The sequence below is a fragment of the Croceibacter atlanticus HTCC2559 genome, from assembly GCF_000196315.1.
GTDB classification, from domain to species: Bacteria; Bacteroidota; Bacteroidia; order Flavobacteriales; family Flavobacteriaceae; genus Croceibacter; species Croceibacter atlanticus.
In genome coordinates, this window is the sequence record NC_014230.1 from 1,800,047 (window position 1) to 1,815,457 (window position 15,411).

The 15,411-nt window shown below is 33.7% G+C and carries 16 protein-coding genes; 14 read left to right on the forward strand and 2 right to left on the reverse strand.

Going from position 1 to position 15,411, the window contains the following annotated elements; translation table 11 throughout:
- Positions 1-11 precede the first annotated feature (11 nt).
- From CA2559_RS08120 to CA2559_RS08150, 7 genes are all read left to right on the forward strand, one after another.
- Positions 12-542: a hypothetical protein gene (locus CA2559_RS08120; protein WP_013187386.1), complete on the forward strand. Its 531-nt coding sequence runs from the start codon at positions 12-14 to the stop codon at positions 540-542.
- A 17-nt stretch (positions 543-559) separates the two neighbouring features.
- Positions 560-1,045, forward strand: a complete 486-nt coding sequence (locus CA2559_RS08125; RefSeq protein ID WP_013187387.1) for a hypothetical protein — start codon at positions 560-562, stop codon at positions 1,043-1,045.
- 5 nt (positions 1,046-1,050) lie between these two features.
- Positions 1,051-2,007, forward strand: a complete 957-nt coding sequence (locus CA2559_RS08130; RefSeq protein ID WP_013187388.1) for a DUF6175 family protein — start codon at positions 1,051-1,053, stop codon at positions 2,005-2,007.
- A gap of 9 nt (positions 2,008-2,016) precedes the next feature.
- Positions 2,017-2,994 (forward strand): hypothetical protein, encoded by a 978-nt coding sequence (locus CA2559_RS08135; protein ID WP_013187389.1) that lies wholly within the window; start codon positions 2,017-2,019, stop codon positions 2,992-2,994.
- 117 nt (positions 2,995-3,111) lie between these two features.
- Positions 3,112-3,858, forward strand: a complete 747-nt coding sequence (fabG, locus tag CA2559_RS08140) for a 3-oxoacyl-[acyl-carrier-protein] reductase (RefSeq protein WP_041240966.1) — start codon at positions 3,112-3,114, stop codon at positions 3,856-3,858.
- Positions 3,859-3,898: 40 nt separating this feature from the next.
- Positions 3,899-5,932, forward strand: a complete 2,034-nt coding sequence (locus tag CA2559_RS08145; RefSeq protein ID WP_013187391.1) for a vWA domain-containing protein — start codon at positions 3,899-3,901, stop codon at positions 5,930-5,932.
- A gap of 19 nt (positions 5,933-5,951) precedes the next feature.
- Positions 5,952-6,767, forward strand: a complete 816-nt coding sequence (locus tag CA2559_RS08150) for a prohibitin family protein (RefSeq protein ID WP_013187392.1) — start codon at positions 5,952-5,954, stop codon at positions 6,765-6,767.
- Between the two features lie 84 nt (positions 6,768-6,851).
- Here CA2559_RS08150 and CA2559_RS08155 read toward each other — a convergent pair whose 3' ends face one another.
- On the reverse strand, positions 6,852-7,046 hold the full coding sequence (locus CA2559_RS08155; RefSeq protein WP_013187393.1) for a cold-shock protein: 195 nt from the start codon (positions 7,044-7,046) through the stop codon (positions 6,852-6,854).
- Between the two features lie 245 nt (positions 7,047-7,291).
- Positions 7,292-7,963 carry a YceI family protein gene (locus tag CA2559_RS08160; protein WP_013187394.1) on the reverse strand — a complete coding sequence of 224 codons (672 nt, stop codon included), beginning with the start codon at positions 7,961-7,963 and terminating at the stop codon, positions 7,292-7,294.
- A gap of 161 nt (positions 7,964-8,124) precedes the next feature.
- Between CA2559_RS08160 and CA2559_RS08165 the strand changes: the two genes are divergently transcribed.
- From CA2559_RS08165 to CA2559_RS08195, 7 genes are all read left to right on the forward strand, one after another.
- Positions 8,125-8,700: a nucleotide exchange factor GrpE gene (locus CA2559_RS08165; protein ID WP_013187395.1), complete on the forward strand. Its 576-nt coding sequence runs from the start codon at positions 8,125-8,127 to the stop codon at positions 8,698-8,700.
- 98 nt (positions 8,701-8,798) lie between these two features.
- Positions 8,799-9,929 carry a molecular chaperone DnaJ gene (dnaJ, locus tag CA2559_RS08170; RefSeq protein ID WP_013187396.1) on the forward strand — a complete coding sequence of 377 codons (1,131 nt, stop codon included), beginning with the start codon at positions 8,799-8,801 and terminating at the stop codon, positions 9,927-9,929.
- Between the two features lie 208 nt (positions 9,930-10,137).
- Positions 10,138-11,067 carry an ABC transporter ATP-binding protein gene (locus CA2559_RS08175; protein ID WP_013187397.1) on the forward strand — a complete coding sequence of 310 codons (930 nt, stop codon included), beginning with the start codon at positions 10,138-10,140 and terminating at the stop codon, positions 11,065-11,067.
- Positions 11,060-12,361: an ABC transporter permease gene (locus tag CA2559_RS08180; RefSeq protein ID WP_013187398.1), complete on the forward strand. Its 1,302-nt coding sequence runs from the start codon at positions 11,060-11,062 to the stop codon at positions 12,359-12,361. The genes CA2559_RS08175 and CA2559_RS08180 overlap by 8 nt, the downstream gene beginning before the upstream one ends.
- The gene (locus CA2559_RS08185; RefSeq protein ID WP_013187399.1) at positions 12,361-13,350 is read left to right on the forward strand and encodes a mechanosensitive ion channel family protein; all 990 of its coding nucleotides are present in this window, start codon (positions 12,361-12,363) and stop codon (positions 13,348-13,350) included. The genes CA2559_RS08180 and CA2559_RS08185 overlap by 1 nt, the downstream gene beginning before the upstream one ends.
- Complete coding sequence (locus CA2559_RS08190; protein ID WP_013187400.1) at positions 13,343-14,239, forward strand: DUF6268 family outer membrane beta-barrel protein; 897 nt, start codon at positions 13,343-13,345, stop codon at positions 14,237-14,239. The genes CA2559_RS08185 and CA2559_RS08190 overlap by 8 nt, the downstream gene beginning before the upstream one ends.
- Positions 14,240-14,242: 3 nt before the next feature.
- Positions 14,243-15,409 carry a sigma-54-dependent transcriptional regulator gene (locus tag CA2559_RS08195; protein WP_013187401.1) on the forward strand — a complete coding sequence of 389 codons (1,167 nt, stop codon included), beginning with the start codon at positions 14,243-14,245 and terminating at the stop codon, positions 15,407-15,409.
- The last annotated feature ends 2 nt before the right edge of the window (positions 15,410-15,411 follow it).

The following is a 15,411-nucleotide window of genomic DNA, read 5'->3' on the forward strand; positions in this document are numbered from 1 at the left end:
TTATTATAATTATGATTAAACAAGTAAAACTATGCTGTTTAACTGTACTGTTTTTAATAACAGGCGTAACAGTTAATGCTCAAAAACGCTTTGAAAAGCGAGCAGATGAAGATACCAAAAACTGGCGTTATGAGATAGACTGTGTAGGAACAGGAAAAGACGGTACATCTCTTATAAAAGTATGGTCTTATTCTAAGAAACCACAAGTAGCAATGGAGCAAGCAAAGAAAAATGCTGTTCACGGCGTTATTTTTAAAGGTGTTCCTCAAGGAGAACGTGGTTGTGTGTCACAACCAGCATTAGCAAGAAACTCTAACGTAGAACAGGAAAAACAGGCCTACTTTAATGACTTTTTTGCTGAAGGTGGAAAGTATATGAAGTTTGTAAACCTTGCTACAGATGGTGCAATAGGCCCTGGCGATAGGGTGAAGATTAGCAGAAAAGAATACAAAATGGGAGTAATAGTTTCAGTTAATAAGGCACTCTTAAGAAAGGAGCTAGAAGATGCAGGAATTGTAAGAGGACTTTCTTCTGGATTTTAATTTAAAACTATAAAAACATGAAACTAAAATTCACCTTTATAATAGCAGCCTTAACAATCTTCGTGGTGTTAACTGGTTGTAGAACGCCAGAGAAGAGTTCAGGATATTACAATTATTCTGTAGAGTGTTTAGGCAATGAAAACAATGGTAATATCATAGTAAAAAGTTGGGGAACTGGAAGAGATAGAAATGAAGCTGAAGCCAATGCTGAAAAAAATGCCTTAAAAGATATCATGTTTAAAGGCATAAGAAATGGTAAGGAAGAATGCGGAAGCAGACCCTTAATTGTTAAGCCAAATACATTAGAAAATAATGAGGTGTATTTTAATCGCTTCTTTACAAGTACCTACAAGAAATTTGTGGCTATGCATAGAGAGCCATTATTAGATAGAACTTTTAATCCTAACCCAAGAACTAATAAGAATGTAGCCTATGCATTAACCTTAACAGTAGATGTTTCGATGCTTAAAAGCCACCTTGTTAGAGATAACATAATAGACTAAGTACTATGAGAAAAATTATAACACTTTTATTATTAGCTGTAAGTACCCTAGCAATTGGGCAAGCAAAAAAACCTACTCTTATGGTAGTACCAAGTGATGCTTGGTGTATACAAAATGGGTACAGTATGAATTTTGAAAATCAAGGTACTGTAGAGACTATTCCAGATTACAAAGCCGCTTTTCAAAATGATCCAGACCTTTTACTTGTTATAAGTAAAATTAATGGTCTTATGGCAGATCGTGGCTTTCCACTTCAAAATATGGAGTCTGTAATTAAGTCCCTAAATAGTTATTCTGCAGAAGATGCCTTAAGGTCTTCCAAATCTGGAGGCGAAGTAGAAGAAAGTCCTATTGATAGATTTAAAGCTGTAGCAAAAGCAGATATTATTATGCAACTAACCTGGACGTTAAACAAAACAGGGCCAAAACGTTCTGTAACCTTTAACTTACAAGGCTTAGATGCTTATTCAAATAAACAGATAGCAACAGCAGCAGGAACAGGAGCGCCATCATTCTCTGCAGAATTGCCTGTACTTTTGGAAGAATCTGTACTATCACACATGGATAATTTTACTAACTCTCTACAAAATCATTTTGATGATTTATTTGAAAATGGTCGCGAGATTAAAATTAGAATTAAACGTTGGGATGATTGGGATGAAGATCTTGAAAGCTCTTTTGGTCCAGAAGATGAAGAGTTAAGTTTTATTATTGAAGATTGGATAGCAGATAATACAGTAAAGGGAAGATTCTCTACAACAGATGCTACAGAGAATATGATGATTTTTGACCAAGTTAGAATTCCATTGTATTTTACTAGAAATGGTAGAGAACGCGCAATGGATACAAGACGATTTGCAAAAGGGCTAAGTGATATGCTCAAAAATTCGCCTTATAATATTGTAAACAAATTAACAACAAGAGGATTAGGCGAAGCCACTATCTTTTTGGGAAGTAAATAATAATACATCATGAAAAGATATATAAAATATAGTGTTGTGGTAGGCCTTTTATTGGCGCTACTACCGTTACAAGCTCAAAATGATTTTGGAACTTCAGACGATTTAGGTAGAATACAGCTTACCTCTTATGTCTCTAACCAAATTGAAAACCTACCAATAGTTGCTCGTAATAACTTACAAAGTAAATTGGCAAGAGCCGTTAATAAATACGGTTTAGGAGGATCTACCAATAATGCAAGATTTATAATTACACCAAATGTTTCTGTCTTAGAGAAAAATGTGTTGGCTACGGCGCCACCTAGAGTTGTAGTTGTTTTAGATATTGGATTATTTGTAGGAGATGGTGTTTCTGGTACTAAATTTTCTTCAGGATCTATTACTGCTAAAGGAGTAGGCTCTAATGAAACAAAGGCATATATAAATGCATTTAAACAATTACGTCCCGAAAACAAAGAATTTAAAAGCGTAATTGAAGCAGCAAAGCCTAAGATATTAGAGTATTATAATACTAATTGTGATTTTATTGTAGCTGAAGCTCAAAACCAGGCTGCACAAAACAATTTTGATATGGCTTTACTTAACCTAACCACAGTGCCACAAGTAAGTAAAGATTGTTATAGCAAAGTATCTGCATTAATTCCAGAATACTATCAAAAGAAGATAGATACAGAGTGTAATCTAAAACTAAACAATGCACGTAATGTTTGGAATACAGATCAAAATTTAGATGGAGCAGACAAAGCAGGAATTATACTTTCTAGTATAGACCCTAACGCTTCTTGTTATAGAGATGCTGTACGTCTGTCTAACGATATAGGAAAACGTGTAAAAGACCTTACGGATCGTGAATGGAAGTATATTCTAAATCAGCAGAAACTTGATGCTCAAGTAGAAAAAGCGTCTTTAGATACAGCTCAAAAAGTATTGACAACCTATTTTGAAAATCAACCACAAACAATTAACTATAATGTGAGAGGTTGGTGGTAATAGCTAATTAATAGTGTTAATATAAACCGTCACAGCTATTGTGACGGTTTTTTTATGCGTGATACATTTAACTTGTTATATTTACAACCATTGAACAACCAAACACGATTTAATACTATGAAATTATTAGAAGGTAAGAACGCAATTATAACGGGTGCAAGTAGAGGTATAGGTAAAGGTATTGCCGAAGTTTTTGCAAAACACGGTGCTAACATTGCATTTACATACAGTTCGTCTTCTGAAGCTGCAGAAGAATTGGAAAAAGAACTTTCAGCTTTAGGGGTTAAAGCTAAAGCTTATAAAAGTAATGCAGCAAGCTTTCAACAATGTCAGGACTTGGTTTCTGATGTGGCAAGAGATTTTGAAAGTATAGATATTCTTATAAATAACGCAGGTATTACTAAAGACAATTTATTAATGCGTATGACAGAAGAAGATTTTGATAAAGTTATAGATGTTAACTTAAAATCTGTCTTTAATATGACTAAAGCTGTACAACGTACTATGCTTAAGCAACGTAAAGGAAGCATTATTAATATGAGTAGTGTTGTAGGTGTAAAAGGTAATGCAGGACAAAGTAACTATGCTGCATCTAAAGCTGGTATTGTAGGTTTTTCTAAATCTATGGCATTAGAGCTTGGAAGCAGAAATATTAGAACAAACGTAATTGCACCTGGTTTCATAGAAACTGAAATGACAGGTAAACTAGATGAGAAAACAGTGCAAAGTTGGAGAGATGCTATCCCATTAAAACGTGGTGGTTCTCCAGAAGATATCGCAAATGTTTGTGTTTTCTTAGGAAGTGATATGAGTGGTTATGTTACAGGACAAGTATTAAATGTTGATGGTGGTATGCTAACCTAAATCAAGATTCAAAAAGAATACGATTCTTGTAATATCACCTATGGAAAGTCAAACAATCTTATTAATATTTTTAGCCGCTATTTCTGCTTTAGGAATAGCGGTCTTTCAATATTTAAAATCTAAGAAAGAGCGTACTAAGCGGTCTTTCATGTTAGCGTTATTAAGGTTTGTTTCTATTTTCGGGATATTACTGCTTTTAATAAACCCAAAATTTACAAATACTTCTTACGTACTCGAAAAAAGCAACCTTGTTTTAGCTGTAGATAATAGTCAATCTATAAACTATTTTAAGTCTACAGATGAGGTTACTGCATTTGTAGCTTCAATTAGAGAGAATAAAAATATTCAAGAAAAATATAACATTTCAACATTTACGTTTGGTAATACATTAAAAGCTCAAGACACTTTTAGCTTTTCAGAAAACCAAACCAATGTTACTTCAGCATTTAAAGAGCTTCAAGATATTTATAAGGGTAAGGTAGCGCCAACCGTAATAATTACAGATGGTAATCAAACTTACGGAGAAGCTTACCAATACGCTGCTAAAAAATATAAGCAAGATGTATATCCTGTTATAGTTGGAGACACCACAAGCTATCAAGATTTAAAGATTTCTCAGTTAAATGCTAATAGATATGCGTTTTTAAACAATAAATTTCCTGTTGAAATTATTGCAAATTATAATGGAAATTCAGCAGTATCTACCAAATTAAATGTGTTTCAAAATGGTCGAGTAATCTATAGTCAGCCATTATCTTTTTCTAAAGAGAAAACTTCAGAAATTGTTCAGGTAACCTTACCAGTAACTTCAATAGGAGTTAAGACTTATACTGTAAGCTTACAAGCTTTAGATGCCGAAAAAAACACTGTAAATAATAAAAAATCTTTTGGAATAGAAGTTATAGATGAGCGCACCAATGTTCTAATCTTAACAAGTATAATTCATCCAGATTTAGGGACACTAAAAAAAGCAATAGAAAGCAATGAGCAACGCAACGTTACTATTAAAAAAAGTGATGAGCCAGATATTAATTTAAAAGATTATCAAGCAGTATTGCTTTACCAACCTAATGTAAGTTTTAAACCTTATTATGAAACTATAAAAACGTTAGGCATAAATACGTTTACAATAACAGGAACACGTACAGATTATAGATTTTTGAACGATAATGGTGAGTTGTTTACTAGAGAATTAAGTGCTCAAGTTGAAGATTATCAAGCAGAATTCAATTCTAATTTTTCAACATTTCAGGTAGACGATATAGGATTTTCAAACTTTCCTCCATTAGTAGATGAGTTTGGTGAAGTGTCTATTAAAAAAGCCCATACGCCACTATTAATGCAAACAATTTCAGGACTACCAACAGGAAGCTCACTGCTAACAACCATTGAAGATGGAGCACAACGACACGCTGTTTTATTTGGAGAAGGTATTTGGAGATGGAGAGCTCAAAGTTATTTAGATAACCAATCTTTTGAACCCTTTGATGAATTTGTTGGTAAATTAATACAATATTTAGCATCTAAGGAAAGGCGTAATAGGTTAAATATAAATTACAACTCTTTTTACAATGGTGGAGATAACATTGTAATAGCCGCTCAGTATTTTGATAAGAATTATGAGTTCGATGCGAGGGCTAAACTCTCTATGGTTGTAATTGGTGAGCGCAACAATACAAGGCAAGAGATACCTATGGTTTTAAAAAATAATAGGTATGAGGTAGACTTAAGTAGTCTTACTCCAGATTCCTACAAATTTTCGGTAACAGTTGCAGGCGAGTCAATCTCAAGATCTGGAAATTTTGAGATTATTGAATTTAATGTGGAGCAACAATTTTTAAGTGCTAATGTAACACCGTTACAACAAATAGCGACTAATACTAATAAAGAGCTGTACAGTATGGGTAATTCAGCTCAGCTTATAACTAATTTATTAGAAAATGAAACTTATAACCCCATACAAAAACAACAAAAGCAAATTAAACCTTTAATAGATTGGTACTATTTATTAGGCATCATAATCTTAACTCTTAGTTTGGAGTGGTTTATTAGAAAGTATAACGGATTAATATAACTAAATATAAAAACAAAACATGGACAAATTACCTAAGATAGGATTACCAATTATTATAGGAGTAGTCATTATCATCATAATTCTAGCAAAATCTGCAATCACAATAGGATCTGGAGAAGCTGGTGTACTTTATAAAACTTTTGGTGGCGGTGTAGTAACAGAAGAGTCTCCACTAGGTGAAGGCTTTCACTTAATTGCACCTTGGAACAAAGTAATTGTATACGAAGTAAGACAGCAGGAAGTATTTGAAAAGATGAAAGTATTATCAAGCAACGGTCTAGAAATTAATATCGATGCATCTGCTTGGTTTCAACCAATATATGACGATTTAGGAAAGCTTCACCGTCAAAAAGGCCGTGACTATAAAGAGCGCGTGTTGTTGCCTAGTATAAGATCTGCAGCAAGAAGTGTAGTGGGACGTTATACACCAGAGCAATTATATTCTAGCAAGAGAGATGCTATACAACAAGAAATTTTTGAAGAAACTAGAAATCTTGTGAATGACCAGTTTATTCAATTAAATGAAGTGTTAGTAAGAGATGTTACTTTGCCACCTACAATTAAAGACGCCATTGAGCGTAAATTAAGACAAGAACAGGAATCTTTAGAATATGAGTTTAGGCTTACTAAAGCAGAGAAAGAGGCAGAGCGCCAACGTATTGATGCAGAAGGTAAAGCAGCAGCAAACCGTATTTTAAGTGCATCTTTAACAGATAAAATTTTACAGGAAAAAGGTATTGAAGCAACCTTGCAATTATCTAAATCTCCAAATGCTAAAGTTGTAGTTGTAGGTGGTGGCGATGGTGGTTTGCCAATTATATTAGGTAATAACTAATAGAAAAGTAACAACAAAGCTTAAACATAAAAAAAGCCCTATCATTTATTTGATAGGGCTTTTACTTTGATAAAAAATATATGCTTAGTCGATAACTCTTACGTTAACGGCGTTCATTCCTTTGTTACCTTGTTTCAATTCGAATTCAACTCTGTCGTCTTCTCTAATCTCGTCGATTAAACCTGTAACGTGTACAAAGTGCTCTTCGTTTGTTCCTTCTTCTTTGATAAAACCAAATCCTTTAGTGTCATTGAAGAATTTTACTGTTCCTGTTTGCATTATAAAATAATTAATTAATAAAGTGCGAAAATACTTAAAATAAAATTAGTTAGAGCTATTTATACTTAAAAACTTTAAAATAAATACGTTATAAATTTAAAAAGTCTTTAAATTTTAAGTTTAGGTTATTAAATTTCACCCTTATAATAACCTAAAACTGTGAGCAATTACGCTGGTTCTTTAATTTAAAACACAAAAAAAAGCGAGACATTTCTGCCTCGCTTTAATAAATTGTTACTTAAAACTTATGCTTTATTTGCAACTAGCTTTACAGTAATTTCCATATCGTCACTTACCCACTTGTCTCCTAAGTTGTCAAATACAGATTTTGATCCGTAGTTTACATCCCATTTAGTACGATCTATTGTAAATGGCTCAGACTCTAAAGTCATAGTGTCACCATTCATAGTTGTAGTTACAGGAAATTCAATATTATTCTTTTTCTCTTTAATTTGTAAGTTACCTTGTACGTAAGTCTTACCATCTTTTTCAGTTACACCTGTTACAGAAAATGCAGCATTAGGATATTTTTGAACATTAAAGAAGTCACCTTCTTTACCTTCAACAGTTCCTCTAAGGTGCGCATCTAAATTATTCTTCATATCACCTTCTAAATCTGTAGATTCAATAGTAGTCATATCAATAATAAAAGTACCACTCTGTATTGTACCGTTTTCAACGTTTAATACACCAGACTCTATAGCTACTGTACCATTGTGTTTACCTGTTGGCTTAGAACCCATCCACATTAAAGAAGATGCAGCAGTATCTACTTTGTATTTAGCAGCAGCTTCAGAGGCAGCAACTTCAGTTTGAGCTTCACCAGCTTCTGTTTCATTTTTTTTATCACCTTTACAAGCTACAGTAGTACCTACAAGAGCAAGAGCAAGTGCAGCATTCAAGAAAAATCGTTTCATAATCTTAGTTTTTAAATAATTTAATATGATGCAAAATTACATAGTATATAAATGTATGCTCTTAAATTATTATTAAATTATTGCGATGACATTTTGACATTTTAGAAGTATTGGCAGTACTTTTGCCAACTTATATTCAGTTATAAAATTTGATTTAGAAAATGAGCACTAATAAAGAAGAATCTACAGTTAAAGATAATATAGAAGAAGTCTTAGACGACGCTATAGATAAAGTTTCTGAAGAACAAGAAAACAAAGGAGAGACAGAAGAAGAAACAACCGAAGTTTCTGAACTTGAAACTTTAAAAGAAGATTTACAAAAGGAAAAAGATAAATTCTTACGATTATTTGCTGAATTTGAAAACTTTAAGAAGCGCACAAGTAGAGAGCGTATGGAGTTGTATAAGACAGCAAACCAAGAAATGATGGGTGCTATGCTTCCTGTGTTAGATGATTTTGATCGTGCACATTCTGAAATAAGCAAAGCAAAAGATAAAAACCTATCTAAAGGAGTAGAGCTTATTCATAATAAGTTAAGAGATACTTTAGTAAGCAAAGGTCTTACTGAAATGAAAGTAAAAGAAGGTGATACTTTTGATGCAGAAATTCACGAAGCTATCACACAAATTCCAGCTCCAAAAGACAAGCTTAAAGGTAAGATTGTTGATGTGGTTGAAAAAGGCTACAAGTTAGGAGAGCGTATAATACGTTACCCAAAGGTGGTAACAGGAATGTAATATTGGCATTAAGATGTCACATCTTACAGAGTCTGGATGTAAAAGTAGACTCATAGATTTTAATCTAAACCTCATTTTAGGATTTAGAAAACACAGATATGAAAGAAGATTATTACGACATATTAGGAATTAGCAAAGGTGCTAGTGATGCAGAAATTAAAAAAGCATACCGTAAGAAGGCCATAAAATATCATCCAGATAAAAATCCTGGTAATGAAGAGGCAGAGGCAATGTTTAAAAAAGCTGCAGAAGCTTATGAAGTTTTAAGAGATCCTCAAAAGAGAGCACGTTACGATCAATATGGTCACCAAGCTTTCGATGGTTCTGGCGGCTTTGGCGGTGGCGGTATGAATATGGACGATATCTTTAGCCAATTTGGTGATATCTTTGGCGGCGCATTTGGCGGCGGCGGTGGCGGTTTCTCTGGTTTTGGAGGCGGCTTTGGTGGCGGCGGACAACGCCGTGTAAAAGGAAGCAACCTAAGGATTAGAGTAAAACTTACACTTGAGGAAATTGCAAATGGTGTAGAGAAAAAAATAAAAGTAAAACGAAAGAAACAAGCAGAAGGTACAACGTTTAAAACCTGTACAACCTGTAATGGTTCTGGACAAGTAACAAGAGTAACCAATACAATTTTAGGTAGAATGCAAACTGCAGCTACTTGTAACGTTTGTAATGGTGCAGGGCAAATTGTTGAGTCTAAAGGCTCTGGAGCAGATGCTCAAGGTATGACAACTGTTGAGGAAACTGTAAGCATTAAAATACCAGCAGGTGTTGTAGATGGAATGCAGCTTAAAGTTACTGGAAAAGGTAACGAAGCGCCAGGAAATGGTATTGCAGGAGACTTATTGGTAGCTATTGAAGAAAAAGAGCATCCTAACTTACAACGTGAAGGAGACAATCTTCACTACGATCTTTATATTAGCTTCTCTGAAGCTGCTTTAGGAGCATCAAAAGAAATAGACACTGTAACGGGTAAAGTAAGAATTAAGATAGATGAAGGTACCCAAAGTGGTAAGATATTAAGATTGAGAGGAAAAGGTATTCCTAGTATTAATAACTATGGAAAAGGAGACCTTTTAGTACACGTAAATGTGTGGACTCCTAAGACATTAAACAAAGAACAGAAAGAGTTTTTTGAAAGAATGCAGAATGATGAAAACTTTATACCAAATCCAGAAGGTGGCGATAAGTCGTTTTTTGAGAAAGTAAAAGATATGTTTTCATAATTTAGGTTCTTTAACAATATTTTACATATATTTGAATATCACTAATAACTTATTAGTGGTATTTTCTTTTTCATAGCAATTTTTTTCCCATCCTTGGTTTACTAAGGATGGGTTTTGTTTTTTATAGAAGTCACTGTGTAATAAATCATTATTAAAGTCTTCTTAAACACCCTTAAAAAATGTACATTTAGCCTTACTTTTGAAGCATATGGACTACATTCTGGAAGCTAAAAACGTTACCAAAACTTACGGTGACTTTACCGCATTAAACTCGGTATCATTGGCAATTCCCAAAGGCAGTATTTTTGGTCTTCTTGGCCCTAATGGTGCAGGCAAGACAACATTGCTGCGTATTATTAACCAGATTAGTGTTCCAACATCTGGACAAATACTTTTAGACGGAGAGCCATTGCAACAACATCACGTTGCTCATATTGGTTACTTGCCAGAAGAACGTGGACTTTATAAAAGTATGAAAGTTGGAGAGCAGGCTTTGTATTTAGCGCAACTAAAAGGACTAAGCAAACAGCAAGCTAGAACAAGACTAACATATTGGTTCGAAAAGTTTGGAATAGAAAGTTGGTGGAACAAAAAGATTGAAGAGCTCTCTAAAGGAATGGCTCAAAAAATTCAATTTATTGTAACGGTATTACACGAACCAAAGTTTTTAATTTTTGATGAGCCTTTTAGTGGTTTTGATCCTGTTAATGCTAATCTTATAAAAGATGAGATTTTAAAGCTAAGAGACAATGGTGCTACAATAGTATTTTCAACTCACAGAATGGAGTCTGTAGAAGAACTTTGCGATTATGTGGCATTAATACATCACGGTAATAAACTTCTCGATGGAGAAATTACAGAAGTTAAAAAGGCATACCGCTCAAATCAATATGAGGTTGGTATTAAAACGTCAAACATTACAGAGCTACAAAAAGAATTAGAAGAATTATATACAATTTCTCCAGCACATTTTAAGAGCTTAGAAAATATATTAAAATGTACAATACAGGTAGATACAAATAATACATCTAATAATTTACTTCAATACCTAATGAGTAAAGGTCAAGTAGTTCATTTTAAGGAAGTAATACCTTCTATTCACGATATATTTATAGAAAGCGTCACAGATCATGCGTAACTTAAAACTTATAATTAAAAGAGAATATTTGGCACGTGTTAGAAATAAGACGTTTGTCATTATGACATTTTTAAGTCCGTTAATCTTTGTGGGAATGATAGTCCTAATTGCCTATCTCGCTAAGTTAAATAATGATGAGACCAAGGTAGTAGCCATACATGATGCTAATCGTACATTTTACTCAGATTTTGAAAACACTAACGACATTAACTATTTAGATGTTTCTAGGTTAAGTGTAGAGCTTGCCAAAGAACAAGCTATGAAAGATGACTATTATGGATTGTTAGTAATACCTAAACAAATTAATAATCCCACATTTGAAACTGAAGTCAAGTTTTTTTCAAAAGAGTCACCAAGCTTTATTGTTATATCTAATATAGAGAATACGCTATCCAGAAAGTTATCTAATATGAGGTTGTTGTCTGAAGGTGTAGAGTCTTCTGCGTTAGATAAAGCAAGAGCATCTGTTAATTTAGACATAGAAAACTTTCAGGGCGAAAAAAGCTCTAAGTTAGATAACATTACTAAAATGGTATTTGGCGGTATTGCAGGATATCTCTTAATGATGTTCATTATAATTTATGGTAACATGGTAATGCGTAGTGTTATCGAAGAAAAGGTAAATAGGATTATTGAGATTATAATTTCTTCAGTAAAACCTATACATCTTATGTTAGGGAAGATATTAGGTACTTCCTTAGCTGGTATAACGCAGTTTACAATCTGGGTTATTTTAGGAAGCATTTTATTAACTGTTGTAACTACAATTTTAGGCATAGATACTTCAGAAGGAACCATAGTACAACAACAAGCTTTAGAAGCCGCTTCCAATTCTAATACGATGCAGGATTTTATAATAGCGTTCTCTAAATTACCACTGTTGTCACTTATTGTATGTTTTTTCTTATATTTTACAGGAGGCTATTTTCTGTACAGTTCAATTTACGCGGCAATAGGAGCGGCTGTAGATAGTGAGACAGACACCCAACAATTTATGTTGCCAGTTATACTGCCACTTATGTTAGGAATATATGTAGGTTTCTTTTCAGTAATCGAAAACCCTCACGGTACAGTTTCCGTTATATTTTCTATGATACCACTCACTTCGCCAATTGTAATGCTTATGCGTATTCCTTTTGGTGTACCTATTTGGGAAGTAGCCTTATCCATGTTAATTTTAGCTTTGTCTATTTGGGGTATGGTTTGGTTAGCAGCAAAAATTTATAAAGTAGGAATTTTAAAATACGGTAAAAAACCAACATTTAAAGAACTGTATAAATGGCTTAAATACTAATGAAGTTACTTATATCATTTATTATATTATTACAAGACGTTCAAGACAAGGTCAAGGAATCTGTAGAGAAAGCTGAAGAAGGTGTAGAAAAAGCTATAGAGACAGACATTCTTGGTTGGGGCTCCATTAAAGAATTTTTAAACTATGGCCCGCGTTGGAATGCAGGTACCGATAAGGAAATACACCTTACTGTCGGAATGTTGCTATTGGTAATATTAGTGTTCCTTATCACTACATATGCACTTAGATTCTTTAGGAAGTTTTACACACGTAAAATGGAAATTGAAGATAAGAACAAGTTTATAAGCATATTTAGTTTCTTTAAGTATGTTATTTATCTGTTCGTAATTATCATAACACTAAACTCAGCAGGTGTACAAATTACAGCATTGTTAGCAGCTTCTGCAGCATTATTTGTTGGTTTAGGTTTAGCATTACAAGAGTTATTTCAAGATGTTATTGGTGGTGTTTTTATAATAACAGATAAATCTTTACACGTAGGAGATATCATAGAGATGGAAGGTAGAGTAGGACGTGTAATAGAAATAAAATTACGCACCACAAGAGCCTTAACAAGAGATGATAAGGTAATTATCATACCAAATCATAAATTTATAAGTGATACGATCTTTAACTACACACAAAACCATAAGACCACACGTGAAGCCGTAAAAGTTGGCGTGGCTTACGGAAGTGACACAGAAAAAGTGAAACAGATTCTTTTAGATTGTGCTGCAGAACAACGTGGCATACTAAAAAAACCTGCACCTTTTGTCCTGTTTGAAGACTTTGCCGACTCTGCTCTGCTTTTTGGCGTTTACTTTTTTGTTAGCGATTCTTTTGTAGATCCTAAAATTAAAAGTGAACTTCGTTTTAATATAGATAAGAAATTTAGATTAAACAATGTGTCTATACCGTTCCCACAACGCGATGTGCATATATTTAATCAACCAAATAATAACCCAAATAATAACCTTGCAAATGACTAGAATCTGTTTAGTAATATTCGCTTTCTTAAGTATTGGCATGCATCAAGCAGAAGCCCAAACTTCAGACTTAGCCAGAATTGAATATACCTATTTTCCACAATCAGATTCAGACAATTCATTTAGGCGTTTTAGGGCATTAATAAATGCACCTATAAAAGTTAAAGAAGGCAGTTACCTTGTTATTGGAGCAGAATACAGAAATGTAAATTTGGTGTATGAAGATTTAACGCCATTTCCTACAAGAGATTTAGAGAGATTCCAGTCTTATGATCTTTCATTAGGTTATACCTTTAAAATGAAAAATGACTGGAGGTTTGGAGTAAAAACAGGAACAATTATAGCGTCTAACTTTACAGATGGTATAAAATCAGACGATCTTTTATTCTCAGGTGCTGTATACTTTATTAAAGATAAAGATATGGAGGACCAACCAGGAACTTCTAAAAACTGGAGATTAATCTTAGGGTTAAGATATTCAACCACAGCTGGTAGGCCTTTTCCTCTTCCTGTAATTAACTATAATGTAAGAGCTTCAGAAAAATGGAGCTATACGTTGGGTGTTCCAAAAACTAACCTCAAACATTATTTTAGTGAAAAGAGTATTGTACAATCTTTTGTAACTCTAGACGGATTTTTTGCAAATATACAAGATAACATAGATGTAGATGGTAACCCTACAACTAAACCAGCAGACAATATCTCCATGACAGTTGTATTAGCAGGACTAGGTTACGAATATTACTTAACAGATCACCTGTTACTTTATGCTTATGCAGGATATACACTTCTTAATGATATAAGAATGCGAAACGAAGATACAGACGATGTGTATACTGTAAACGATTCTAACACGTTTTATTCTCGTGGCGGAATTAAATTTAAACTCTAAACAATGCCAAAAATACTTATAATAGAAGACGAAGCTGCAATACGCCGCGTACTTACAAAAATACTTTCTGAAGAAAATGACACGTATGAAGTGCAAGAGGCAGAAGATGGTCTTTCTGGAATTGAGCTTATAAAAGATAATGATTTTGACTTGGTTCTTTGTGATATTAAGATGCCAAAGATGGATGGTGTCGAAGTGTTAGAAGCTGCGAAGAAAATTAAACCAGAAACTCCAATTGTTATGATTTCTGGTCATGGCGATTTAGATACTGCGGTAAACACTATGCGTTTAGGAGCATTCGATTATATTTCTAAACCACCAGATTTAAACAGGCTTTTAAATACCGTTAGAATTGCATTAGATAGAAAAGAACTTGTAGTTGAAAACAAACGATTAAAGCGTAAGGTTGGTAAAAACTATCAAATGATAGGCGAGTCTAAAGAAATAGACACTATTAAGGAAATGATAGAAAAAGTAGCACCTACAGATGCACGAGTGCTTATAACAGGTCCTAATGGTACTGGAAAAGAGTTGGTAGCACATTGGATACACCAAAAGAGTGAACGCTCTAAAGGACCAATGATTGAGGTTAACTGTGCTGCAATACCTTCAGAATTAATTGAAAGTGAATTATTTGGTCACGTAAAAGGTGCATTTACTTCTGCAAACAAAGATCGCGCTGGTAAGTTTGAAGCTGCAAATGGTGGTACAATTTTCTTAGATGAGGTTGGTGATATGAGTCTGTCAGCACAGGCTAAAGTACTACGTGCACTTCAAGAAAATAAGATTCAACGTGTGGGTAGTGATAAGGATATAAAAGTAAATGTACGTGTTGTAGCCGCTACAAATAAAGACCTTAAACAAGAAATAGAAGAAAAGAATTTTAGGGAAGACCTTTACCATAGGCTTGCAGTAATTCTTATAAAAGTACCTTCATTAAACGAGCGTAGAGAAGATATACCACTACTGGTAAACTATTTTTCTGGTAAGATATCTGAAGAACACGGCACACCTGCTAAAAGTTTTTCAAAAGATGCCATCAAGCTATTACAGGAATATGATTGGACAGGAAACATACGTGAACTGCGTAATGTTGTTGAGCGCCTTATAATTTTAGGAAACAAAGAGATTGTAGAAACAGATGTAAAGATGTTTGCTAGTAAGCAATAGTC

Excerpts from the sequence above, each read along its gene's own strand:
- CA2559_RS08130 (WP_013187388.1), top strand. The coding sequence starts at position 1,051 with ATGAGAAAAATTATAACACTTTTATTATTAGCTGTAAGTACCCTAGCA.
- CA2559_RS08150 (WP_013187392.1), top strand. The coding sequence starts at position 5,952 with ATGGACAAATTACCTAAGATAGGATTACCAATTATTATAGGAGTAGTC.
- CA2559_RS08195 (WP_013187401.1), top strand. The coding sequence starts at position 14,243 with ATGCCAAAAATACTTATAATAGAAGACGAAGCTGCAATACGCCGCGTA.
- CA2559_RS08185 (WP_013187399.1), top strand. The coding sequence starts at position 12,361 with ATGAAGTTACTTATATCATTTATTATATTATTACAAGACGTTCAAGAC.
- CA2559_RS08160 (WP_013187394.1), bottom strand. The coding sequence starts at position 7,963 with ATGAAACGATTTTTCTTGAATGCTGCACTTGCTCTTGCTCTTGTAGGT.
- CA2559_RS08145 (WP_013187391.1), top strand. The coding sequence starts at position 3,899 with ATGGAAAGTCAAACAATCTTATTAATATTTTTAGCCGCTATTTCTGCT.
- CA2559_RS08120 (WP_013187386.1), top strand. The coding sequence starts at position 12 with ATGATTAAACAAGTAAAACTATGCTGTTTAACTGTACTGTTTTTAATA.
- CA2559_RS08175 (WP_013187397.1), top strand. The coding sequence starts at position 10,138 with ATGGACTACATTCTGGAAGCTAAAAACGTTACCAAAACTTACGGTGAC.
- dnaJ (WP_013187396.1), top strand. The coding sequence starts at position 8,799 with ATGAAAGAAGATTATTACGACATATTAGGAATTAGCAAAGGTGCTAGT.
- CA2559_RS08165 (WP_013187395.1), top strand. The coding sequence starts at position 8,125 with ATGAGCACTAATAAAGAAGAATCTACAGTTAAAGATAATATAGAAGAA.
- CA2559_RS08125 (WP_013187387.1), top strand. The coding sequence starts at position 560 with ATGAAACTAAAATTCACCTTTATAATAGCAGCCTTAACAATCTTCGTG.
- CA2559_RS08135 (WP_013187389.1), top strand. The coding sequence starts at position 2,017 with ATGAAAAGATATATAAAATATAGTGTTGTGGTAGGCCTTTTATTGGCG.
- fabG (WP_041240966.1), top strand. The coding sequence starts at position 3,112 with ATGAAATTATTAGAAGGTAAGAACGCAATTATAACGGGTGCAAGTAGA.
- CA2559_RS08190 (WP_013187400.1), top strand. The coding sequence starts at position 13,343 with ATGACTAGAATCTGTTTAGTAATATTCGCTTTCTTAAGTATTGGCATG.
- CA2559_RS08155 (WP_013187393.1), bottom strand. The coding sequence starts at position 7,046 with ATGCAAACAGGAACAGTAAAATTCTTCAATGACACTAAAGGATTTGGT.
- CA2559_RS08180 (WP_013187398.1), top strand. The coding sequence starts at position 11,060 with ATGCGTAACTTAAAACTTATAATTAAAAGAGAATATTTGGCACGTGTT.